At 55.9% G+C, this 21,260-nt stretch carries 24 protein-coding genes; 5 read left to right on the plus strand and 19 right to left on the minus strand.

The window, feature by feature from the left end:
• Positions 1–223 precede the first annotated feature (223 nt).
• From BM323_RS20415 to BM323_RS20460, 9 genes are all read right to left on the minus strand, one after another.
• Positions 224–694, minus strand: coding sequence for a GlcG/HbpS family heme-binding protein (locus tag BM323_RS20415; protein ID WP_008109237.1), 471 nt, complete (start codon positions 692–694; stop codon positions 224–226).
• A gap of 86 nt (positions 695–780) precedes the next feature.
• Complete coding sequence (locus tag BM323_RS20420) at positions 781–1,392, minus strand: response regulator transcription factor (RefSeq protein ID WP_008109235.1); 612 nt, start codon at positions 1,390–1,392, stop codon at positions 781–783.
• Positions 1,393–1,396: 4 nt separating this feature from the next.
• A complete protein-coding gene (locus BM323_RS20425) occupies positions 1,397–2,704 on the minus strand; it encodes a sensor histidine kinase (RefSeq protein ID WP_238541750.1) in 1,308 nt (435 codons plus the stop codon).
• A 295-nt stretch (positions 2,705–2,999) separates the two neighbouring features.
• The gene (locus tag BM323_RS20430; protein WP_008109231.1) at positions 3,000–3,776 is read right to left on the minus strand and encodes an ABC transporter ATP-binding protein; all 777 of its coding nucleotides are present in this window, start codon (positions 3,774–3,776) and stop codon (positions 3,000–3,002) included.
• On the minus strand, positions 3,773–4,459 hold the full coding sequence (locus BM323_RS20435) for an ABC transporter permease (protein ID WP_008109229.1): 687 nt from the start codon (positions 4,457–4,459) through the stop codon (positions 3,773–3,775). Before BM323_RS20435 ends, BM323_RS20430 begins: the two co-directional genes overlap by 4 nt.
• Before the next feature lie 9 nt (positions 4,460–4,468).
• A complete protein-coding gene (locus BM323_RS20440) occupies positions 4,469–5,188 on the minus strand; it encodes an ABC transporter permease (RefSeq protein WP_008109228.1) in 720 nt (239 codons plus the stop codon).
• A gap of 12 nt (positions 5,189–5,200) precedes the next feature.
• Complete coding sequence (locus BM323_RS20445) at positions 5,201–6,049, minus strand: transporter substrate-binding domain-containing protein (RefSeq protein ID WP_175501730.1); 849 nt, start codon at positions 6,047–6,049, stop codon at positions 5,201–5,203.
• 21 nt (positions 6,050–6,070) lie between these two features.
• A complete protein-coding gene (locus BM323_RS20450) occupies positions 6,071–7,258 on the minus strand; it encodes a M20 metallopeptidase family protein (protein ID WP_036649725.1) in 1,188 nt (395 codons plus the stop codon).
• A gap of 250 nt (positions 7,259–7,508) precedes the next feature.
• A complete protein-coding gene (locus BM323_RS20460) occupies positions 7,509–8,399 on the minus strand; it encodes a LysR substrate-binding domain-containing protein (protein WP_008109221.1) in 891 nt (296 codons plus the stop codon).
• Between the two features lie 105 nt (positions 8,400–8,504).
• Here BM323_RS20460 and BM323_RS20465 point away from each other — a divergent pair, with 105 nt between their 5' ends.
• Positions 8,505–9,209, plus strand: a complete 705-nt coding sequence (locus BM323_RS20465; RefSeq protein WP_036649743.1) for an SDR family oxidoreductase — start codon at positions 8,505–8,507, stop codon at positions 9,207–9,209.
• 335 nt (positions 9,210–9,544) lie between these two features.
• Here BM323_RS20465 and BM323_RS20470 read toward each other — a convergent pair whose 3' ends face one another.
• A complete protein-coding gene (locus tag BM323_RS20470) occupies positions 9,545–10,477 on the minus strand; it encodes an AraC family transcriptional regulator (RefSeq protein WP_008109215.1) in 933 nt (310 codons plus the stop codon).
• Positions 10,478–10,636: 159 nt separating this feature from the next.
• On the opposite strand from BM323_RS20470, the gene BM323_RS20475 reads away from it, so the two are divergent.
• A complete protein-coding gene (locus BM323_RS20475) occupies positions 10,637–11,368 on the plus strand; it encodes an SDR family oxidoreductase (protein WP_008109213.1) in 732 nt (243 codons plus the stop codon).
• A 45-nt stretch (positions 11,369–11,413) separates the two neighbouring features.
• Here BM323_RS20475 and BM323_RS20480 read toward each other — a convergent pair whose 3' ends face one another.
• From BM323_RS20480 to BM323_RS20490, 3 genes are read right to left on the minus strand one after another with little or no spacing between them, the layout of a single operon-like run.
• A complete protein-coding gene (locus tag BM323_RS20480) occupies positions 11,414–12,100 on the minus strand; it encodes a DJ-1/PfpI family protein (protein ID WP_008109211.1) in 687 nt (228 codons plus the stop codon).
• 51 nt (positions 12,101–12,151) lie between these two features.
• Positions 12,152–13,120, minus strand: a complete 969-nt coding sequence (corA, locus tag BM323_RS20485; RefSeq protein ID WP_081530091.1) for a magnesium/cobalt transporter CorA — start codon at positions 13,118–13,120, stop codon at positions 12,152–12,154.
• Between the two features lie 43 nt (positions 13,121–13,163).
• Positions 13,164–13,634 (minus strand): GNAT family N-acetyltransferase, encoded by a 471-nt coding sequence (locus BM323_RS20490; protein WP_008109208.1) that lies wholly within the window; start codon positions 13,632–13,634, stop codon positions 13,164–13,166.
• 93 nt (positions 13,635–13,727) lie between these two features.
• Between BM323_RS20490 and BM323_RS20495 the strand changes: the two genes are divergently transcribed.
• Complete coding sequence (locus tag BM323_RS20495) at positions 13,728–14,270, plus strand: GNAT family N-acetyltransferase (protein ID WP_008109206.1); 543 nt, start codon at positions 13,728–13,730, stop codon at positions 14,268–14,270.
• Here the strand turns inward: BM323_RS20495 and BM323_RS20500 are convergent.
• Both BM323_RS20500 and BM323_RS20505 read right to left on the minus strand, forming a co-directional pair.
• Positions 14,252–14,572, minus strand: a complete 321-nt coding sequence (locus BM323_RS20500; protein ID WP_008109204.1) for an AzlD domain-containing protein — start codon at positions 14,570–14,572, stop codon at positions 14,252–14,254. The two genes, BM323_RS20495 and BM323_RS20500, sit on opposite strands and share 19 nt — an antisense overlap.
• Positions 14,562–15,236, minus strand: coding sequence for an AzlC family ABC transporter permease (locus BM323_RS20505; RefSeq protein ID WP_008109202.1), 675 nt, complete (start codon positions 15,234–15,236; stop codon positions 14,562–14,564). The genes BM323_RS20500 and BM323_RS20505 overlap by 11 nt, the downstream gene beginning before the upstream one ends.
• A gap of 102 nt (positions 15,237–15,338) precedes the next feature.
• On the opposite strand from BM323_RS20505, the gene BM323_RS20510 reads away from it, so the two are divergent.
• Both BM323_RS20510 and BM323_RS20515 read left to right on the plus strand, forming a co-directional pair.
• Positions 15,339–15,887 carry a helix-turn-helix domain-containing protein gene (locus BM323_RS20510; RefSeq protein WP_008109201.1) on the plus strand — a complete coding sequence of 183 codons (549 nt, stop codon included), beginning with the start codon at positions 15,339–15,341 and terminating at the stop codon, positions 15,885–15,887.
• 141 nt (positions 15,888–16,028) lie between these two features.
• Positions 16,029–16,550, plus strand: a complete 522-nt coding sequence (locus BM323_RS20515) for a GNAT family N-acetyltransferase (protein WP_008109198.1) — start codon at positions 16,029–16,031, stop codon at positions 16,548–16,550.
• Here BM323_RS20515 and BM323_RS20520 read toward each other — a convergent pair.
• The 4 genes from BM323_RS20520 to BM323_RS20535 are packed head-to-tail and all read right to left on the minus strand — an operon-like array spanning position 16,547 to position 21,190.
• Complete coding sequence (locus BM323_RS20520; RefSeq protein ID WP_008109196.1) at positions 16,547–17,950, minus strand: ABC transporter ATP-binding protein; 1,404 nt, start codon at positions 17,948–17,950, stop codon at positions 16,547–16,549. The two genes, BM323_RS20515 and BM323_RS20520, sit on opposite strands and share 4 nt — an antisense overlap.
• On the minus strand, positions 17,947–18,732 hold the full coding sequence (locus BM323_RS20525) for an ABC transporter permease (protein WP_008109194.1): 786 nt from the start codon (positions 18,730–18,732) through the stop codon (positions 17,947–17,949). The genes BM323_RS20520 and BM323_RS20525 overlap by 4 nt, the downstream gene beginning before the upstream one ends.
• Positions 18,729–19,664 carry an ABC transporter permease gene (locus BM323_RS20530; RefSeq protein ID WP_008109192.1) on the minus strand — a complete coding sequence of 312 codons (936 nt, stop codon included), beginning with the start codon at positions 19,662–19,664 and terminating at the stop codon, positions 18,729–18,731. The genes BM323_RS20525 and BM323_RS20530 overlap by 4 nt, the downstream gene beginning before the upstream one ends.
• On the minus strand, positions 19,664–21,190 hold the full coding sequence (locus BM323_RS20535) for an ABC transporter substrate-binding protein (protein WP_008109190.1): 1,527 nt from the start codon (positions 21,188–21,190) through the stop codon (positions 19,664–19,666). Before BM323_RS20535 ends, BM323_RS20530 begins: the two co-directional genes overlap by 1 nt.
• Positions 21,191–21,260: the final 70 nt, after the last annotated feature.

A 21,260-nucleotide genomic window follows, 5' to 3' on the forward strand; every position in this document is an offset into this window, starting at 1 on the left:
CACGAACGAATTTGTCTCAGAACGGGCATGAGCCCGGTGGAATACCGGGCATCAAAAGAGATGTAAAATGTGTCCAGGTTTTGGGGTTCAGTGCAGCCAGGCGTCCTCTGCTCGGTCGCCGCACGAACGTGCTGCAACTGCCTTAGCACATAGCGAACGAAAGTCGCTCTGGGCTAAACCGTTCGGCATTACGCCATAAATGGCGACCCTACTTGCGCTATGTTTACAAAGCCTTAAGGGCATCCATCGCGCAGGCTTCATCCAGATTGCCGCCTGGCGCGCCGCCGATGCCGATTGCGCCAATCACCTGATCGCCGCTTTTCACCGGCACACCACCCGCCAACAGCAGGAAGCCAGGAATATCACGCATATTCTGCGCACCAGCATTATTCTGCGCCGCTTCCATCACTTTACCGCTTGGGTTTTTGGTGCTGAGCGCGGTGTACGCTTTCATCTGGCTGGCTTCCACGGTGTGCGGACCGGCGTTATCCATGCGCTGCACCGCTTTTACCACACCGGCACGATCAACCACGGTTACCGCCACGTTGTAGTTTTTCGCCGCGCACGACTGAATCGCGGCGCTTGCCAGCTTCTGTGCGTCAGCCAGTGAAAGGTTGGATTCAGTTAATGCAGCGTGGCTGCCGAAGGAAACAAAGGCCGCCGCAGCGGCAATCAGAGAAAGGCGGATGTTCATGTGTCACTCCTGTTTAATAGTGAGTGACACTTTAAAGCGCGGCTGGAAAAAGAAATATTCGGGCGATTACCCGTTCATCCTGGTAGTTATACCTGGTTCAGCTGCTGCCAGGCGTGAATCAATTGCGCGAGATTATTGAGTTCCAGTTTGGCAAACACTGCCGCACGATGCGCTTCCACGGTGCGCGGCGACAGCGATAAATCACGCGCGATCTCTTTGCTGGTTTGCCCGGCAATCATCAGCTGCATCACTTCATTTTCTCGCGCCGATAACAGCGCAAACCGCGCCTGCAATCCCTGCTGTGAATGCCAGCGCTCGGCACGTTGTTCACTCTCGTTGAATGCCAAATGAATGGTTTCCAGCAGCGGTTCTATATCCAGCGGCTTGGTGTAAAACTCAAACGCGCCCTGACGAAATGCACGACGACAGGCATCAATGGTGCCGTGACCAGTCATGATGATCACCGGCAGCAGCGGATGGCGATCGCCCTGTTCCGCCAGCCAGCTCAGGCCGCTAATACCCGGCATGCGCACATCCAGTAGCAAGCAGCCGCGCAGCGGTTCCTGCGCTTGCGTGGCCGCTTCAAATGCGGCCAAATCGGCAAAATCGGCCACGTCATATTCCAGCGTTTTAAGCAGAAAACCGAGCGATTCACGCACGGACAAATCATCATCCACTAACCAAACCTTTGCGACCATTCCGTTACTCCGCCAGTTGGAAAATTAAGGTAATCTCCGCGCCGCCTTCAGCGCGATTTGCCAGCCGCAGCTGGCCGTTCATGCGTAACATCAAGCTCTCGACCAGCGTCATGCCTAATCCCATGCTGTTGGCGCGCGAGCTGTAAAACGGCATGCAAGCCTGCGCTAATCCTTCCGCAGAGAAGCCGGGACCGTTATCGCTGATGATGATTTTGATGCCGTGTGGAATGTGCTCCGATGCAATCTTCACCCATGCATCGGGACGTCCGTGCTGCATGTGAATGGCGTTTTGCAACAGGTTGTGGAACACCTGTTCCAGCCACTGTGGATCGCTCAGCACTTTTGCCTGACCGTGCTGAAACTGCTGACGCAGCGCGACATCGCCATCATCCAGTTCCTGTTGCAGCAGCAGCGTCACGCGCCGCCAGACGACTTCCGGATTCACGGCGGTCATCGCCACCGGACGTTCACTCACAATGTCGCGAAAACGTTGCAGCAACGCCGCGAGGCGTTCCGTTTGCAAGCTCATCGCATTAAGCGCCTGTGGCAGATTTTCGTGTTTACCCTGCTTCAACAGTAACTGACTGCTATGCAACCAAGTGTTAATGGCGGTCAGCGGCTGATTGATTTCATGAATGATGCCGGCGGTGAACTCGCCCAGCGCTTCACGCCGCGTACGTTGGAAATAGTCCGCGCGCAGGCGCATCTCCACATGCTGACGCCAGTGACGCAGCAGCCACCAGCCCAAGCCGCCAATCACCAGCCACAACAGCAGCGCCAGCGTAAATGGCAGCATATGCAGCGCTCGCCAGTCGGGATTGGCGCTGCCTTTCAGCAAGAACGGCTGATAGTGATTGATGAACGGCCGCTGCCATTGCCAGCGCGCCGAGTCCGAATAGTTCACCGTTTGCATGGCGGCCGGCGCGTGGATATGAAAAGCCAGCGCCAGTGCCACATCCGAGGTTTGCAGGGCAAAGTGCAAATCGATCAGCATGCGAATCTGGCGGTAAGGGTTGTAGAGCCAATAGCGTCCACCGCTCACTTCTTCAAAACGTGGCGCGGTTAACGGACGATTTACGGTGTGTTCCAGCAGGACAAGCTGCGGAAATTTGCTCTGCAAAGCAGCGAGATCCTCATCGCCATTCAGCAGCGGCAACAGCGTTTCATTCTGCGTTTGATAGGCGGCGAGGCGATTAAATTGCTGATTAAATTGCGCTTCGCCCACACGCTGCTGTTGCAAAATTTGATCGGCAAATAACGCTATCAAGGTGATCAGCGTTAACAGTAGCCAGACCAGCCAATACCTTTTCATCCATGGTCGGTAAGTGTGCGGCATAGAATTCCGTGGTTATGCAGTAAAGAAGTACTCCGGCAAAGGAGGCCTGACTAAAGTCAAACGTTGTAACCCGCGCCGTATTGGGATTCAACGACTTTTCCCGGTCGGCTCGTGTTTTCAGAAGTCTGCCTGGCGCGCGGTCGCTGCTATTCGGACCACCCGCTGCAACAGCAATGGCTTTGATGACGAGGAAATAAAGGGAAAACATAAGGCGCATGAGAAATGCACCAGCTCATTCACGTAGCTGGTGCACAGGGAAAGGGAATTGTTGTTAACTATTGCGCTGTAAGTGACTACTCACAAATGCGCGACAGCGCGCGGAGATGGGATCGCTGAACACTTGCTGTGGCGAACCGGCTTCTTCGATTTTACCCTGATGCAGAAACACCGCTTTGTTCGAGACATCACGTGCAAAGCCCATTTCATGCGTGACGATGATCATGGTGCGCCCCTCTTCTGCCAGGCTGCGAATCACGCGCAGCACTTCGCCCACCAGCTCGGGATCAAGCGCTGAAGTCGGCTCATCAAACAGAATCGCCTTCGGCTGCTGCGCCAGCGCACGGGCAATCGCCACGCGCTGTTGCTGACCACCCGAAAGCTGCGATGGCCACGCGTTACGCTTCTCGTACAGTCCCACTTTTTGCAGCAGCGCTTCAGCCTCTTTAATCGCCTCTTTACTGCTGCGCTTCTGCACATGAATCGGCGCTTCGATGATGTTCTGCAATACAGTTTTATGCGGCCACAGATTGAAGCTCTGGAAGACAAAACCGAGTTGCATGCGCATCAGCTTGATGCGGCGCTGCTGCTCGCGGCTGAGCTTCTCGTCGGGATTATCGATAGTGACCACTTCGTCACCCACCGCAATTTCCCCGCCCTGCGGCACTTCTAAGAACGGAATGCAGCGCAACAAGGTACTTTTGCCTGAGCCGCTGGCACCGATTAGCGAAATCACGTCGCCATCCTGCGCCGTCAGGCTGATATCGTGCAGCACTTCGTGCCCGCTATAACTTTTTCTGAGATGACTCAGGGCGATAGTGGGTTTACTCATGGACGTGCTCCAACGTGATAAGGGGACAAACGGCGCTCCAGCAGCGCCACCGCTTTACTCACCAGCACGGTCAGTAGCAGATAAATAATCGCCGCGCTGATAAACACCTCCAGCGCCCGGAAAGTCTCAGAGACAATGGAATCAGCGATGCCGGTCATCTCCATCAAGCTGATGGTGCTGACCAGCGAGGTCGATTTGATCATCGAGATAATTTCATTGCTGTAAGCCGGCAATGCCTGGCGCACCGCCAGCGGCAGCGTGATGCGACGTAGCGTGGTGAAGCGCGACATGCCGCTCACTTTGGCCGCTTCCAGCGACTGCACGCTCACGGCGTTAAGCCCGCCGCGCAGAATCTCCGAGGTGTACGCCGCATCATTAAGCACCAGCGCAATCAAACCGCACCAGTAAGGATCGCGCAGCAGCGGCCACAACACGCTTTCGCGCACCGCCGGTAAGCTGCCGAGGCCGTAATAGATCATGAAGATCTGAATCAGCAGCGGCGTGCCGCGAAACACCCAGACGTAGAAACGGGTAACGTAGCTTCCGAAGCGATTCTGCCGCAGCAGATTGAGCAACAGTGCCAGCACGCCGCCACCCAACAACGACAACAGCGCCAGATTGAGCGTGAGCGGCAGGCCGCGCAGCAACGCAGCTAAGGTGTGCTGCAGGAAAGTGACATCCATCGTGGCTCCTTACAACCGCGCGCGTTGTTGCCCGCGCATGGCCACTTTTTCCACATAGCGGAAAACAAAATCGGAACAGGTGGTGATGATCAGGTAGATCACCGCGCCAACGCTGTAGAAGAAGAACGGCATTTGCGTCGAGTTCGAGGCGGTGGAGATCTGGTTCATGGTTTCCACTAAGCCGGTGACTGAAACCAGCGCCGACTCTTTGATTACCGATTGCCACTGATTTCCCATGCCCGGCAGCGCGGTTTTCAGCGCCTGCGGCACAATCATGCGGCGGAACAGCATCAAACGGCCCATGCCGGTTACCGTTGCGGCTTCCAGCGTCCCTTTCGGGATCGCGTAGAACGCGCCGCGGAACACGCTACTTTGATAAGCACCGGAGATCAGGCCGATGGCGATCGCACCCGCTACAAAGCCGTTCACATCAAACGGTCCTTGCAGGCCAAGACTTTCCCCGACAAACGACACCACCTGACGTCCACCAAAATAGAACAGGTAGATCACCAGCAGCTCAGGCACACCACGAAACAGCGTGATGTAACCGTTGGCAAGACGCTGTTGCCAGCGCCCGCCACCAATCTGCATCCAACACAACAAGCTGCCGAGAATTGCGCCCAGCAGCCATGCGCATAATGAAACGGTGACGGTCACCGTGGCGGCGTTAAGCAACACGCCGCCCCAACCTTCGTCACCAAAACCTAAGATTTGCCAATCAATAGCCATAAGCGCCTGGAATTACTCTTTAGGTGCGACGTTTTCGCCGAACCATTTTTCAGACAGCTGCTTTAGCGTGCCATCTTTGATCATTGAATTTAACGCGTTATCCAGCGCCGCCTTCAGCTCAGGATTGTTTTTCTGAATCGCGATGGCTGAACCCTGGCCCAACACGCCGCCCGAGAAACCGTAACCGGTGCTGTTAACGGTATCCGCATGCTTTTTCACATAGGCATTCAGGTTGGTGCGTGACGCCATTACTGCATCAACGCGGCCGTTCAGCAGATCGGCGAAGGTTTCCGGTCCGGCCTGATAAGTACGAATCGTTGCCACATCCGCCAGATATTTGTTGAGGAAATCCGCCTGAATGGTGGCAACCTGCACAGCGATGGTTTTGCCTTTGAATTTGGCTTTCAAAGCATCGATAGATTTGGTCATGCCAGCTTCGTCATCCGCCAGCACCACTTCGCCATTGCCAGGCAAGGTATCAACCGCGCTGCCCTTCAGAGTGACAAAACCTGAAACACTCACGGTGTACTGGCGTGAGAAATCCACCACTTCTTCACGCTTCGGCGTGACGGTCACAGCATCGATCACCGCGTCATATTTGCCATCGACCAGTCCCGGAATCATACCGGACCATTTCTGCGCCACGATTTCGTATTTGAAACCGGCACGTTTAGCGATTTCAGCCACCATATCCGGCTCATAACCAACGATTTTGCCGTTCGGCGTGGATTGGTTAAACGGCGGATAAGCGGCTTCAGTGGCGAATTTCAGCGTGCCAAAATCTTTTGCCTGCACCAGAGCGGAAGAGGCAAGCAGCAGCATGCCTACAGAAGCGGTAAACAGTCCTTTACGCATCATCAGAAAACCTCGAAGTTCGTTATTTTAAGAGAGTAAATCAATGGCTAAACGGGCTAATGCCTGCGTGCCGGCATGGATACTGCGCTCGTCGGGTTGGTAATCCGAATTGTGCAGATGGTCGTCGCGTCCCGGCGCGCCGGATCCAATGTGGATCTGGCAGCCTGGCGCGCGCTCGGTAAACAGCGAGAAATCTTCAGCACCAAAGCTGGCGCTCGGCTTGGCGACAATAGCCTTACCAAACTGGTGCGACAAAATCGGTTCCAGCGCATCAATCAGCACATCGTCGTTCATTAACGGAGGTACGCCGCGCTGATAATTGACCTCAACGCGCACATTCAGCGACAGCGCGACGCCCGCGCAAATACGTTTGAACGCCTCTTCGATATGCGCACGCGCCGCCGGTGATTTGGCGCGCACCGTGCCCTGAATCAGGCAGCTATCGGAAATGATGTTGTGCGTGCTGCCGCCATGAATGTGGCCGATGGTCAGCACAGCCGAGTTGGCAGGATCGAGCTCGCGCGAAATAATGGTTTGCAGCTGGCTCACCAGATTCACGGCGGCAATGATCGGATCGGTTCCCATGTGCGGACGGGCGGCGTGTGTTGATTTACCGTGCACTACCACATCAAACTCGTCGCTGGAGGCGGTACTAGCACCGCGCGTTAAGCCAATTTCGCCGGCGGCCAGTTCCGGTTTGTTGTGCAGCGTGATGGCAAGATCGACACCATCTGCCGCGCCATCGGCGATCATCGCTTCGGCACCGCTATCGGGCGTCTCTTCTGCTGGCTGGAAAATCAATCGCAAAGTGCCATGCAACTGCGCGCGATAGTGCGGCACAATCGCCGCCACGCCGAGCATCGTCGCGGTGTGAATATCGTGGCCGCAGGCGTGCATTTTGCCGGGATATTGGCTGCTGAAAGGTAAACCGGTTTGTTCATGGATTGGCAATGCATCCATATCCGCGCGTAACAGCACGGTTTTACCAGGATGCGCGCCGACAATATCCACCATCACGCCGGTTCTGCCGACGCCGGTTTTCGGCGTCAGACCCAGGCGCAGCAGTTCCTGCTCAACGATGTGCGCAGTGCGGACGGTGTCGAAACCCAGCTCCGGATGCGCGTGAATGTCACGGCGAATGGCGATGAGATGCGCCTGCATGCTTTCGCTTTTGGCGCTGATGTCCCTGGCTAAAACATCTTTATGATCGGTCATATGCAAAAATCTTTTTTCAGGCGCGAGCCTGGCCTTTATGGCATTTTTATTAAAATTGACTCCGTATTTATTCACAGCATCCGACAGAATGCAACGCACAATCCGTTGCTTTACTTGCTGAATTTTCGCGATATTTTGCTAATTCCCTGCCTTGACAGGATAAAACCCCACATCTGCATCATTAAGCAGTTATAACATTCATGATCCCATGCGGATCATCAGTTTTACTGATTTCGTTATTGAACAATAATCAGCCGCTAACCTGCGCTAAAAGCCAATCGCGCACCGCTATCACCGGCGCCTGCTCGCGCGGACGGCGCGGCCACACCAGATACCAACCGGCATCCATAATCATTTGCTGCGAAAACGCCGGCACCAAACGTCTGCTGGCCAGATCGTTCTGCACGAAATGCGGGCTGGTGAGCGCAATGCCCTGCCCGCTGATCGCCGCTTCCAGCGCCAGCGCGGTTTGATTGAAACGCAGGTGATGCTGATGATGTAGCGATACATGCGGGAAGGTAAACGCCAGAAATGCGGGCCAAAGATGATGACCATCATGCAGCAAGGCGTAGCGCAGACAGTTATCGCTCTCGGCCGGATCGCCCAGCTCTTCAAGCAGCGCCGGACTCACCACCGCTAATACCGTTTGGCTAAACAGTAAAGTGGCATCAAGACCCGCGCCAAATGGCGGCCTGCCGTAGCGCACCGCTATATCGACGCCTTCATGATGAAACTGCACCAGCCGCTCAGAAGCTAAAACGCGCAGATCGATATCCGGCCAAGCGGCGGTAAAACCCGGTAAGCGCGGCAGCATCCAGCGGCTGGCAAAGGTGGGCGTTACGCTCAACGTTAAGCGATTCGGTTCCGGACGCAGCGTGCGCGTGGCTTCATCGATCAGTTCAAACGCCTGACGGATGCTGACTGCATAACCTGCACCCGCGCCGGTCAGCGCCAGCGTGCGCGGCAATCGATCAAACAATTTCAGCCCAAGGCTGGCTTCCAGACCGCGAATTTGCTGCGCCACCGCGCCCTGCGTCACGCCTAGCTCTTCCGCCGCCAGACGAAAGTTAAGATGTCGCGTCACCGCTTCAAACACTTTCAATGCATTAAGCGGCGGCAGCTCGCTAAATCCCAGGCTCATCCTGTAGTTTTCCTATCGTCAATTGGCAAACAGACTGACTCTCTGCTGCCGAAATTACCTTTTATACTGGATTTAATCGATTTTTAATTAACAGGAAGATCAATGATGACAGTAGAAAAAGTGGCAGTAATCGTTGCTGGTGGCAGCGGCATGGGTGCAGCAGCAGCGGAGAAACTGGCGAGCGACGGCTTTAAAGTGGCGATCCTCTCTTCATCCGGCAAAGGTGAAGCGCTGGCGGAGCGGCTGGGTGGCTTGGGCGTGACGGGTTCCAATCAATCCGTTGAAAATCTGCAGAAGCTGGTGGATCAAACGCTGGCGCGCTGGGGACGCATTGATGTGCTGGTGAACAGCGCCGGTCATGGTCCGCGCGCGCCGATTCTGGAATTAACCGACGAGCAGTGGCAGCTCGGCATGGAAACCTACTTTTTGAATGTGGTGCGCGCCACGCGTCTGGTCACGCCAATCATGCAGAAACAGGGCGGCGGCAGCATTATCAATATCTCCTCGGCATGGACGTTTGAGCCAACCGATATGTTCCCGACCTCAGCGGTGTTCCGCGCCGGGCTGGCATCCTTCACCAAAATTTTCGCCGATACTTACGCGGCCGATAACATTCGCATCAACAATGTGCTGCCTGGCTGGATCGATAGCTTGCCGAAAACCGATGAACGTCGCGACAGCGTGCCATTACAGCGCTACGGCACTTCTGCAGAAGTGGCAGCAACCATCGCCTTCCTGGCGTCGCCTGGCGCAGCCTATATTACCGCTCAGAATATTCGTGTTGATGGCGGCGTGACGCGTAACGTTTAGCCAGCAAATGTCTGGAATTCAGCCGCACAGGGATCCGCGCCCTGTGCGGCTTTTCTTTATATGTCGTTTAGATTCCAGGCAAAAAACGAGACTGGTCTTGTCGAATTCTTACCCCTCCAGAGTCAGAATAGTCTTATCCGCTGACAGAAACTTCCTGTTCCAGCCAACAAACTTTCTTCTAAAATTCTGATTTGAGGTCGCTATGCAATCGATTTTACGTTCACGCTTTTCTTCTTTTCTGACAGTAGAACGCCGTTTAGTTTGGCAAATGATGTTTACCGGATGTGCAGTATTCTGGATTTTATTTGTCGTTGCCATCATGAGCATTCGCTAAGTTAATGCACCTGTAATCGGCCGGACAGCTGCTCCGGCGGTAACAACTCAAACGCTCGCTTCATCTCCCGCGCCTCTTCTGCCGGACTGCGACCAAACATCCGTTTGAACTCACGATTAAACTGCGAATCACTTTCATAGCCGACGCGCGCTGCGGCACCAGCGGCGGTGAGATTGTCGCGGATCATCATTAAACGCGCCTGATGCAAACGCAGCGATTTTAGATATTGAATCGGCGAGGTTTGCGTCACCGTTTTAAAATGCAGATGGAAACGCGGCACGCTCATCCCGGCTTCATTCGCCAGATGTGGTACATCCAGCGGCTGACGCCAGTCGGCATGGATGCGCTGCAAAGCACGCGCGATACGACCAAAATGGCCTTGATAGGTTAACGCCGCACGCACCGCACCGCCCTGCTCGCCTATCAATACGCGAAAACAGATCTCTTCGACGCGCGCCGGTCCCAACACTTTGGCTTCAAGCGGATCGCTCAACGCTTCCAACAAACGCAGCGTGCTCTCCGCCAGTGTTTCGTTGATCGGTGTTGAGATGATGCCCGCCGGTGCAGCAGTTATCGCCGTTTCACTGCTGGCCAGTTGTGCCACCAGCCGAGCCACCATGGCAACATCCAGACGAATTGCGATGCCCAACAACGGCTCTTCTGATGTGGCTTCCGTCTCAGCAGAAAACGGCAGTGGCACCGACAAGACCAGATAATGTTGTGCGTCGTAGCGATACATTTTGTCGGCGAGGAAAGCGCGTTTCGATCCCTGACAAATAATGATGATGCTCGGCTCATACAATACTGGCGTGCGCGCCCACTGCCGATCGGCGCGCATAAAGCGCACACTATCGAGCAGCGATTCGGTATAGCCTTCCTGACGCGCCAGCTGGCTGAGTAAAGCGCAGGTGCGCTGTTGCACGGAGTGTGGCATGAACAATTTCCTCAGAGAGATTCAGGCAAAGCATAGCTGTATGAATCGTGGTTACACAATGCACACGAGAGAATCAGGCAAACATGCGCCACAATCCGGTCTGTTGCGCACTGCATGATTTATCAACAATATCCTCGTCAACTCAACGAGGAGTGCATCATGAATACAGCGAAGAAAGTGATTATTTTAACCGGCGCCAGCAGTGGCATTGGCGAAGGCATTGCACGTCATCTGGCGCAACAAGGTCATCAGCTGGTGCTCGGCGCGCGCCGTACCGATCGTCTGCAGGCGTTATGTGATGAATTGCGTTTTGGCGGCGCAAGCGTGGATTATCTCGCCACCGACGTCACCCAGCGCGCCGATACACAGCAGCTGGCCAATTTTGCGCTGGAGAAATATGGCCGTATTGATGTGATGATCAACAATGCGGGCGTGATGCCACTGTCACCGATGAGCTCAATGAAAGTCGATGAATGGGACTTGATGCTCGACGTCAACATTCGCGGCGTGCTGTATGGCATTGCTGCGGTGCTGCCGACTATGCAAGCGCAGCAGTTTGGTCACATTATTAATATCGCCTCCATTGGCGCACTGACCGTTTCGCCGACTGCCGCCGTGTATTGCGCCACTAAGTTTGCCGTTCGCGCGATTTCCGATGGCCTGCGCCAGGAATCGCAGCATCTGCGGGTTACGGTGATCAATCCCGGTGTGGTGGAATCTGAACTTGCGGATATCATCAGCGATAGCACCGCGCGTGAGGCGATGAAGAGCTATCGCCAGATTGCCCTCAAGCCGGAAGCGATTGCCAAAGCTGTCAGTTGGGCCATCGATCAGCCTGGCGAGGTGGATACCAGTGAAATCACCGTGCGCCCTACTGCCAGCGCACATTAAGCGGTAAAACTTGTGGCGATTTCAGGCTGAAATCGCCAATTTTTATCAGTCACGCTTGAGCCGTGCTGCGGCACTTTCGGTCGCTGCACGTCGGCGGGCAATAAAATCCTGCATCTGGATTTTTGCCTCCACCAACCGTTCCGGCGACGCACTGCGTGGCGAACCGGAATGGAATGGCGGCGCCGGATCGTACTCCATCTGCAGCTGGATATTTTCCGCTGTTTCACGTCCAAGCAGCTCTTCCGCCACGGTTAAAGCGAAATCAATGCCTGAGGTGACGCCCGCGCCAGTGATGCGGTTGCGATCGCGCACCACACGTTCCGCTACCGGCGTGGCACCGAGCAAGCTGAGTTGATCAAGCGAACCCCAATGTGACGTAGCGCGATATCCCTGCAATAAACCCGCTGCACCTAATACCAGCGAACCGGTACATACCGAAGTCACCCACTTGGCGTTTTCCGCCATGCGGCGCACGAAATCCAGCGTTTCGTCATCCTCCATCAACGCAATTTGTCCGGGACCGCCGGGAACGCAGATCAGATCGAGTTGAGGGCAATCGTTAAAGGTCACGGTTGGTACGATCGCCAGACCGCGATCTGACATCACCGGCTGGCGATCTTTCCAAATCAGATAGTTGTTAACGTTGGGCATGCGGGCAAACACTTCCCACGGACCGGTGAGATCGAGTTGCGTGAGGTTGGGGAACAGCAGAAGACCAATATTAAAGGACATCTTTCACTCCGGGTTGCAGGAAGTTGTGCAAAAAATGCAGGCATTTAACGTTTATAGCCAACCGGCCTTTTTCAGCCGCCACCACATTACGCAGCAGATAACGATGGTTACGCCCACCACTGCAGGATAACCAAAGTGCGTGTGCAGTTCTGGCATATCCGGGAAGTTCATGCCGTACATGCTGAAAATGATGGTCGGCACGATCAGGATCGCACCCCAACCGGCGAGCTTTTTATTCACTTCGCTTTGCTGCACCGACACCAGCGCCAGATTGACCTGCATCGCGCTGGTAAGCATTTCGCGCATATCTTCCGCATCAATCATCACGTGATGTGCGTGATCCTGTACGTCACGCAGATAGGCACGCAGATTTTTTGGGATGATATCTTCGTGGAAGCGCACCAGCTGCTGGCAGATTTCGGTCACCGGTAGCGCCGCGTTACGCAGCGCCAGCAGTTCACGACGCAGATGATAAACGTTCTGCAGCGCATCGCTGTCGAAACGCGTGGTGAACATGCCCTGTTCCAACCCGCTAATGCGATCGTTGAGGGATTCGGTGATTTTGCTGTAGTTATCAACGATGAAATCGAGGATGCAGTAGAGCGCATAACCCGGCCCTTCACACAGTAGCGCGTGATTCTTTTCGGCTTTGGTGCGGATGTCTGCATAGCCTTCCGAAGAACCGTGACGCACGGTGATCAGGAAGTTTTTGCCGAGAAAGAAGTGGGTTTCGCCGAAAGTGATGCGCTGCTGCTCGTCCATGTGGGCGGTTTTCACCACGATAAACACCGAATCGCCGTACTGCTCGATCTTCGGTCGCTGATGTGCCACCAGCGCATCTTCAATCGCCAGTTCATGTAGGCTGAATTCCTGCTGCAGCGTCTGCATAAAAGCCGGTTCAGGTTGGTACAAACCCATCCAGACGAAGGATTTCTCTTCTTTTAATACTTCACTGATATCGGCGATATCGACATGCTCTTCGCGCTTGCCGTGGCGATACGCTACGCAGTTAATTACCATATTCGCGCGGTCCATGTTGTTTGCACTGTTTGTCATTTTAGCCTTAAAGCTCGCGGATCATTTCGACGCAGGGAAGGTCGGCTTGCGCCAGCGCCGAGGGATAAAGCGCTTCACGCACCACACGAAAACCGTGGCGCTGATAGAAGCCACTGGCGTTAGGCGTGGCGGCAAGCGTCAGTTGAGTAAAACCACGCTGACGCGCTTCATCGATAATTGCCTGCATTATCGCGCTGGCATAACCTTTGCCATTGCAAACGGGCAGCGTAAAAATTGCTTCTACACTGCCGCTGTGCAGATCGAGAAACCCGGTCGCGGCGACGCCATATTCAGCATCGTCGACCACATAAAACGGGTTGCTTTTGACCGCCTCAAAATAGCCGTGCGGCAACGCATCGGGCGTCCATGCGCTAATAACATCTGCTGGATAAACGGCCTGGCAACCGTGGCGAATCGCAAGGTTGCGAATACGCCACAACGTGGCCGTTTCATCACAGCGGGCTAAACGCGGTTTCATACGTTTTCCTCTATGCTAGTAATCCGTGGAGTATCACAGTAACAAAACTCATCAGGAAGATAACGCCGATTCCGGCTACAAAAGGTTACGACAATGCAACTCACTTCATCACGTTTGTTTCTTCGTCCGGTTGCACCTACCGATGTTCAGCGCCTGTTTGCCATCTATGGCGATCCGGATACCAATATGTTCAATCCGGCCGGTCCGTTTCCCGATGTAGCCTTTGCAGAAGAGGTATTAACTCGCTGGCTGGCGCACTGGCAATCCTTCCCCTTCGGTAACTGGGCAATTTGCCTACGCGAGCAACCGGATCAGGTTTTGGGATTTGGTGGCTTAACGGTACGCGAGTTTGCTGGCAAGCCAGTCAATAATCTTGGCTATCGTCTGGCGGAAGAGGCATGGGGAAAAGGTTACGCCACCGAGTTCGCCCGCACGGTGATCGCTTATGGCTTCGATGAGTGCCAGCTTCCGGTAATTGATGCTGCGGTGCGCCCGGATCATTTCGCGTCACAGCGGGTGTTAGAGAAAGCGGGACTGCGCTGTTACGACCAGTTTCACGATGTTCCAGGCGCACCCGCCAGTTTATTATATGAATTACGCGCGCAAACCTGGCGCGATCAGGGCACGCCGAAGTAGCGTAGCAACGCGGTCATCAGCGCGGCACCGATAATTACCAGAATCAACGGTGTGCGACGCCAGGCCAAAAACACCGCAAACAACACGCCGGCGATGCGCGCCACACCGGCAAAATGCGTGCCTTCAAACAACGCGGTGGTTACGGCTACCGCCAGCAGCAAAACGGTGGCGGCATCAGACAGCATGTTGCGGGCGCGATCCGACATCTGCATACGGCTGCCCAAGCGATAACCGGCGAAGCGGATCGCATAAGTGCCTACCGCCAGCAGCGCGATACCGCCAATGATCAGATTATTTTGCATTTTTACGCTCTCGCCAGCTCAGTAATCCCAGCAATGAAAACAGCACCGGCATACCCGCTGGTACAAATGGCGTTGCAAGCACTGACAGCGCAGTGCCAAGCGTCGCGGGGATCAGCGTGCGACGCTGACGCAGCGCCGGGAAAATCAGGGCAATCAGGATCGCTGGGAACACCGCATCTAAACCAATGGCCGAAACATCGGGAATAAAGCGACCGATTACCGCACCGCCAATCACCGACAGCGGCCAGATGGTGAAAATGCCCAAACCGCAAATCCAGTAAGCGGCGCGACGCTGCGCCAGTTTTGGCTGGGAAATGCCAAACACCACGCTTTCATCATTCATGATGTGGCATCCCAGCAGGCTGCGGCTGCCTTTACCCACCAGATCTTTTACCGCGATACCAAACGGCAGATGACGCGCGTTAACCAGCAAACCCGCCGCCGCCGCCGTCAGCGGACTGCCACCGCCCGCCACAATGCCGATAAACAGGAATTCCGACGCGCCCGCCAGCACCAGCGTTGAGAGTGCAATCGGCACCCACAGCGGAAACCCTTCGGCCGCCGCTAGCGAACCGTAAGAAAGCCCGACAATACCGTCGGCAAGACAAACCAGGAATATGGCTTTTATGACTCCGCGATCAAGCGGCACTGCACCCAGACGCATCACAATTTGATCTCATATCGAACAGGAAAGCCGTTATAATGAACGCAGCAGAATTGTTTTACAAGACGAACAAATCGTTCGATATAAAGAACAGGAGAGGGTTTGACCACGCCAATTGATATTATCGCTGTCGGATTACTGCGCGAACGCCAGCGCGCGGGGCTTTCACTGACAGAAGTGGCGCGTCGCGCCGGGATCGCCAAATCCACGCTGTCGCAGCTCGAAGCGGGTAACGGTAATCCCAGTCTTGAAACGTTGTGGGCGCTGTGTGTGGCGTTGAATATTCCTTTCGCGCGTTTGATGGAGCCGGAAGTGAAGCGTTTGCAGGTAATTCGTCGTGGCGAAGGCATGATCGTCTCAGCGGAGATGGCGGATTATCAGGCGGCCTTGCTAGCAAGTTGCCCGCCCGGCGGACGCCGCGATCTCTATCTGGTCACCAGCCAACCTGGCGCACCGCGCGACTCAAAACCGCATCCGCCGGGCTCGGTCGAACATGTAATCATCGCGCGTGGCCGTGCGCTGGTGGGACCGCGCGATGCGCCGGTCGAGCTGAATCCAGGCGACTACATTTGCTATCCCGCCGACGAACCGCATGTGTTCGAGGCTTTGGAGGCGGATACCATGGCGGTGCAATTATCGGAGCAGAATTGAGCGTGAGTTAGGCCAGGTCGCCATGAATGGCGACCCTACGGCACAGAAGGTTAGCCATCAGAATTTCCTATTGTTAAATTCGATGATTCGCGTGCGGCGCAGTGGCATGCTGTGGTTTTCTCCGCTAAGAATCAGGAACATATGGACATTATTCCCGCCCGACCTCATCACGCTGCTGCCATTCAGAAAATCTACGCATGGCATGTGCTGCACGGCACCGCGACTTTTGAAACCGAACCGCCTTCGACCAGCGAAATGCAGAATCGCGTGCAGGATGTGCAGCAGCGCGGCGGTTTTTGGCTGGTGGCGCAGGAGGATGATCAGGTGCTGGGCTACTGCTATCTGGCGCCGTATCGCCCGCGTTATGCCTATCGCTTTACGCTGGAGGATTCGATTTACCTCGATCAGCAGCAAACCGGCAGAGGCATTGGTCGTGCGCTGTTGCACAAAGCCATTGCGCTGGCGGAAGCGGCAGGATTTCGCCAAATCATCGCGATTATTGGCGATAGCGAGAATGCAGGATCGCTGGGATTACACCGGGCGCTCGGTTTTGAGCACACCGGTGTCATGAAGTCGGTGGGATTCAAACATGGCCGCTGGCTGGACACCGTGGTGATGCAGCGTTCACTTGGTCACGGCGATAGCCAGCCGCCAGAGCGTTAAGCGACGTCTTCCATTGCGATCACCCGATGCGTGCCCTTTTCCAGCAGATCGCGATCGTGGCTCACCAGCAACACCGCGCACTTTTGCTCGCGCGCCAGCGAGGTGATGAGCTGGATGGTTTGCTGCTGCACCAGCGGATCAAGACGCGATGTGGGTTCATCGGCAAACAGAAATACCGGATCCAGCAGCATCACGCGTAACAGCGAGAAGCGCTGCAGCTCGCCGCCCGACAGCGAATCGGGCCGACGCGTCAGCAGTTCCGGCGCCAGCGCCAATTGCTCCATCAGCGCATCCCGCCGCGTGGAGGCAATGCGATGTCGGCGCAACACATCGTCGAGGCTTTGCGCCAGTGTGCGGGTCGGCGGAAACAGCGCTGACGGATCCTGATAAATCTTCTGGTATTTCAGCGCATCGACCGCCGCATGGCGCGTAACCTTGCCTTGCTGCGGCGTTAACAGACCGAGCAACACATCTCCAAAGCTACTTTTGCCGCTGCCGCTGGCACCGTGTAATCCAACGATTTCGCCGGCGTGCAGCGTGAAGTTTTGCGGAACGCCGAGCGGTTTACCGCCGCGCTGCAAGCGGATGCCCTCAGCACTCACCACCGCTTTGCTGCCAACAATGGTTTGTTGCCGTGCAGCCCATGCGGCGGGGTCGGCGGCAAGTAATTCACGCGTGTAACGCTGCTGCGGCGCATGTAGCACCTGTTCCGCCCTGCCCTGCTCGATCACCTTGCCTTTATGCATCACGATAACCTCACCGCCCAACTGACGGGCCAGCGCGATGTCGTGGGTGATGGTGAGCAGTGTGCCGCCGTCGGCCACTTCGCGGCGCAGCAAAGCCGCAACCTCATCGCGACGTGCCACATCCAGCCCTTTGGTTGGCTCATCGGCAATCAGTATCTCCGCGCCGCCTGCACGTGCGGCGGCAAAGGCTGCACGCTGTGCCATCCCGCCGGAGAGTTGCCACGGAAAACGCGGCGCTGCGTCCTGTAAACCAAGCTGCTGTAAATCGCGACTCGCGGCGATTGCGCTGGCGGCTTTCGCCTGTCCTCGTACGTAACGGTAGCCTTCGGCAACCTGCTGCTGTACTGACATGGTTGGATCCAGCGACAGCCACGGTTCCTGCGGCAGCGACGCTAACGTATGGCCCCATAATTCGCGCAACAATCCGGCATCCTGCGGCAGGGTAAAACGTTGTTCGTTGATGATCAGCGTACCGCTGGCCTGCAAATCGTCGGGCAAAATGCCCATGATCGCTTGCGCCAGCAGGCTTTTACCTGAACCGGTTTCACCCAGCAAGGTCAGTGGTTGGCCGGGCTGCAAGGTGAAATCAACCGGTTCCACCAGCGTGGCGCTGGCCGTTGTGACGCTAATGCCGGTAACCTGTAATCCTTTCATTTACTCTCCTTTTTCATCAACAGATTCAGGCTGATCAACAGCAGAAACAGTGCGATTACCGGCTGCATTAACAACCATGGCGCTTCCCAGGCGAACGGCAACAGTTCGGTCATCATCAACCCCAGTTCTGGTGTGGGCGGACGAACGCCGACGCTGATAAACCCGAGAGCCGATACCGCCATGATGGCGCTGCTGAACGAGAACAGTGTCAACGGGGTTAATACCGGCGCTAACGCGGGCCACAAATGACGGCGAAAACGATAGAACGCCGGGAAACCGAGCAGCTTTGAGGCCTGCATGCCAGGCGCATGCACAATCGGGCGCAAGGTTGCACGCGTGACGCGGAAAAACTCCACCCACAGCACCAGCGAAATCCCCAGCCACAACATGCCGGGAGAATCCGGCGCAATCGCCGCTAGCAGCAGCACCAGCAGCAATCCCGGCAGCGCCAGACACATGTCGCCAAACATGCTAAGCAGGCGATCCAGCCAGCCTCCATACAACGCGCTGCATACGCCAGCCAGCACGCCCGCAAGCAGCGCGCTCATCACACATAATGCAGCGAGGCCAAGCGAAAGGCGTAACGCTGCACTGAGGCGCGGCAGCATGTCGCGGCCCAGATGATCAAAACCGAGAAGATTGCCGCCGCTCGGCGCGTGCAGCATCTGCAGCAGATCCTGTTCCAGCGGATCGCCGTGATGAATCAGGGGCAGCAGAAAGGCGAAGACAAGCAGCAAGCACAACAACAGCAGGCCAATAAGACGCGAGAATGAAATTGTCATGCACGTGCTCCTCGGGGATCAAGTAGATGACAACCCGCATCCACCAGCATATTCAGCAGCACGAACAGCAGTCCGAGCGTCATGGCGCTGGCCTGGATCACCGGCACATCGCGGGCAAAGATGGCATGCACCAGCGCGTGACCAATGCCGGGCCAGGCAAACAGCGTTTCCACCACCACCACACCTTCCACCAGCCAGACAAACTGCATGCCAAACCAGGTCAACACCGGCGATGCCAGATTTCGCAAGCCGTGACGGCGCATTAGCGTTGCGGATGCTAACCCCTTCTGCGCGCCCCAGCGGTAATAGCCTGACGTGACAACCTGATACGTGGCTTCACGCACTACGCGCACGCCCACTGCGGTTAAAGACAATGCCAGCGTTAACGATGGCAACAGAAAATGACGCAGCTCGCCGTGCCCGGCGCTGGGCAGCCAATCGAGCTGCAGCGCCAGTAAGACAATTAGCAGCATGCCAAGCGCAAAATGCGGCACCGATTTCAGCAGCGCGCTCAGCCAGAACAACGCGCGGTCAAGTTTGCCATTGGCGTGACATCCCGCCCAAATGCCAAGCGGCAAGGTGAATAACATCGTCAGGAGAAGCGATGAACCTGCCAGCGCCAACGTTTGACTCAGCTGCCAGCGCAGTTCATCCATCACCGGTTCACCGGAAACCAGCGAGCGACCAAAGTTGAACTGCAGTAGATCAAATAGCCAATGCAGCAACGCGCTGCCCTGCTGCAACGAGCCGCTCAGTTCCTGCTGTACCAGCGCCACCGCGTTGGCATCCACACGATCGTAACCATAACGACCGCTGGCAATGCGCCACGCCATATCGCCGGGCAAGGCCTGTACCAAAAACCAGGTGAGTAAACCGACCGCCAGCACCACGAATGCCGCCTGCGCTAAGCGCCAGCCTAAAAGCTTGATCATCATTGCTCCCACTGCATCTGGCGCAGACCAAAGTGGCGTTCAAACGGATCGAGCGTGACGTTTTTCAACTTGCTGTTGATCGCGGCCGATAGCTGATACCAGGCAATGGGGATCACCGGTAAATCCTGCTGTAAGGAGGCGGTGATCAGGTTACGCGCCTGCGCACGTTCGGCCGCATCGTTGGATTGCGTTAAGGTGTGCAACGCGGCGCTGAAACCGGCTGGATGCCAGTTCATCGCGCCCCAGTCGCCGCCCTTTTCCGCATAATCCTGCAGTAACGTGCCGGTTGGGTCAGGCGTGAGAGCAAAATTACGGGAAAACAGCGCCAGTTGCAGTCGATTGCTGTGATGCTGCGCTGGAATTTCGCTGGCGTTGGTGGAGTTGATCTTCACTTCAATACCGACTTTACGCAGCTGCTGCTGGATAACCATCGCCATCAGCGGCAGTTCGGGACGATCGGGGAACGTCAGCAGCATCACACTGAATCGCTGGCCGTTGCGCGTTAACACGCCGTCCGCGCCTAATTTCCAGCCCGCCGCTTGCAGGTGTTGTGCCGCCAGTTGCGGATTGAACTGTAGCGGTTGCAGTGCGCTGTTGTGCCATTCGCCCAAATTCGGCGGGAATAACTGACTGGCCGCGCCCGGATAACGTAGCACCGCCATCGCCAGCGCGTTACGATCAATCGCCATGCTGATGGCAGCACGCACCGGCTGTTCAGCTAACAGCGGATCGCCCGCATTGAGTTTTAACATTAGTGTACGCGGCACCGGAATTGCGGGCAGTTGCAGCGACGGCTTGCGCGCTAAACGCTGACGGCTGGCGGCATCCAGATTGAATACGTAATCCGCGTCGCCGCTTTCCGCCAGCAAGGCGCGGGTTTCGGCGCGTCCGGAAGAGAGATAGCTGGCGGCCGCAATTGCCGGCTTTTCGCCCCAGTAATCGTCAAACCGTTTTACCGCCAGCGATTGCGGTGGCTGGAACGACGTCAGCATAAACGGGCCGCTGCCGATGATGCGGGTGATGTTGCCCTGCGCATCCCAACTGGCCAATGCCAGAATCTGGGAACGGCTCTCTGCTAACACCGAAAGCAGTGGCGTAAAAGGTTCGCGCAAGGTGATAGTGACGCGCTGCCCTTCCCCACTGATAGCGGCAATCGGCGTTTTATCCAGCAGACCCGCTTTGCTGCGCGCGGTGTTAAGTGATTTCACCACTGCGGCCGCATCCAGTGGCGATCCATCATGGAAACGCACGTTGGGACGTAGCTGCAACTGCCATTGCAAACCATCATTAGAAACCTGCCAGCTCTGCGCCAGCGCCGGAATGGGCTCGGCGCGTTCATTCACTTCTACCAGCGTTTCCACTACATCCATACGCAACAGAATGTCGCCGGAGAGCGCCGGATCGGTGCCTTTGATTTCAAACGGTGCCGCAATGCGCACTGGTTTATCCTGATGTTCAGCCGCCATTGAGGCGTAAGAAGCCAGGCCTAACGCCGAAGCGATAAGCAAATTTTTCATTGATTTCATTATGATTTCCGACTGAAACCGCTACATATTAAAAGAGTTAATTACGTTATAACATAACAATACACATTTC

Source organism: Pantoea sp. YR525 (assembly GCF_900116775.1).
GTDB classification, from domain to species: domain Bacteria; phylum Pseudomonadota; class Gammaproteobacteria; order Enterobacterales; family Enterobacteriaceae; genus Pantoea; species Pantoea symbiotica.

Coding starts and splice junctions, on each gene's coding strand:
- BM323_RS20415 (WP_008109237.1), bottom strand. CDS start 694: ATGAACATCCGCCTTTCTCTGATTGCCGCTGCGGCGGCCTTTGTTTCC.
- BM323_RS20420 (WP_008109235.1), bottom strand. CDS start 1,392: ATGGTCGCAAAGGTTTGGTTAGTGGATGATGATTTGTCCGTGCGTGAA.
- BM323_RS20425 (WP_238541750.1), bottom strand. CDS start 2,704: ATGAAAAGGTATTGGCTGGTCTGGCTACTGTTAACGCTGATCACCTTG.
- BM323_RS20430 (WP_008109231.1), bottom strand. CDS start 3,776: ATGAGTAAACCCACTATCGCCCTGAGTCATCTCAGAAAAAGTTATAGC.
- BM323_RS20435 (WP_008109229.1), bottom strand. CDS start 4,459: ATGGATGTCACTTTCCTGCAGCACACCTTAGCTGCGTTGCTGCGCGGC.
- BM323_RS20440 (WP_008109228.1), bottom strand. CDS start 5,188: ATGGCTATTGATTGGCAAATCTTAGGTTTTGGTGACGAAGGTTGGGGC.
- BM323_RS20450 (WP_036649725.1), bottom strand. CDS start 7,258: ATGACCGATCATAAAGATGTTTTAGCCAGGGACATCAGCGCCAAAAGC.
- BM323_RS20460 (WP_008109221.1), bottom strand. CDS start 8,399: ATGAGCCTGGGATTTAGCGAGCTGCCGCCGCTTAATGCATTGAAAGTG.
- BM323_RS20465 (WP_036649743.1), top strand. CDS start 8,505: ATGACAGTAGAAAAAGTGGCAGTAATCGTTGCTGGTGGCAGCGGCATG.
- BM323_RS20470 (WP_008109215.1), bottom strand. CDS start 10,477: ATGCCACACTCCGTGCAACAGCGCACCTGCGCTTTACTCAGCCAGCTG.
- BM323_RS20475 (WP_008109213.1), top strand. CDS start 10,637: ATGAATACAGCGAAGAAAGTGATTATTTTAACCGGCGCCAGCAGTGGC.
- BM323_RS20480 (WP_008109211.1), bottom strand. CDS start 12,100: ATGTCCTTTAATATTGGTCTTCTGCTGTTCCCCAACCTCACGCAACTC.
- corA (WP_081530091.1), bottom strand. CDS start 13,120: ATGGTAATTAACTGCGTAGCGTATCGCCACGGCAAGCGCGAAGAGCAT.
- BM323_RS20490 (WP_008109208.1), bottom strand. CDS start 13,634: ATGAAACCGCGTTTAGCCCGCTGTGATGAAACGGCCACGTTGTGGCGT.
- BM323_RS20495 (WP_008109206.1), top strand. CDS start 13,728: ATGCAACTCACTTCATCACGTTTGTTTCTTCGTCCGGTTGCACCTACC.
- BM323_RS20500 (WP_008109204.1), bottom strand. CDS start 14,572: ATGCAAAATAATCTGATCATTGGCGGTATCGCGCTGCTGGCGGTAGGC.
- BM323_RS20505 (WP_008109202.1), bottom strand. CDS start 15,236: ATGCGTCTGGGTGCAGTGCCGCTTGATCGCGGAGTCATAAAAGCCATA.
- BM323_RS20515 (WP_008109198.1), top strand. CDS start 16,029: ATGGACATTATTCCCGCCCGACCTCATCACGCTGCTGCCATTCAGAAA.
- BM323_RS20520 (WP_008109196.1), bottom strand. CDS start 17,950: ATGAAAGGATTACAGGTTACCGGCATTAGCGTCACAACGGCCAGCGCC.
- BM323_RS20525 (WP_008109194.1), bottom strand. CDS start 18,732: ATGACAATTTCATTCTCGCGTCTTATTGGCCTGCTGTTGTTGTGCTTG.
- BM323_RS20530 (WP_008109192.1), bottom strand. CDS start 19,664: ATGATCAAGCTTTTAGGCTGGCGCTTAGCGCAGGCGGCATTCGTGGTG.
- BM323_RS20535 (WP_008109190.1), bottom strand. CDS start 21,190: ATGAAATCAATGAAAAATTTGCTTATCGCTTCGGCGTTAGGCCTGGCT.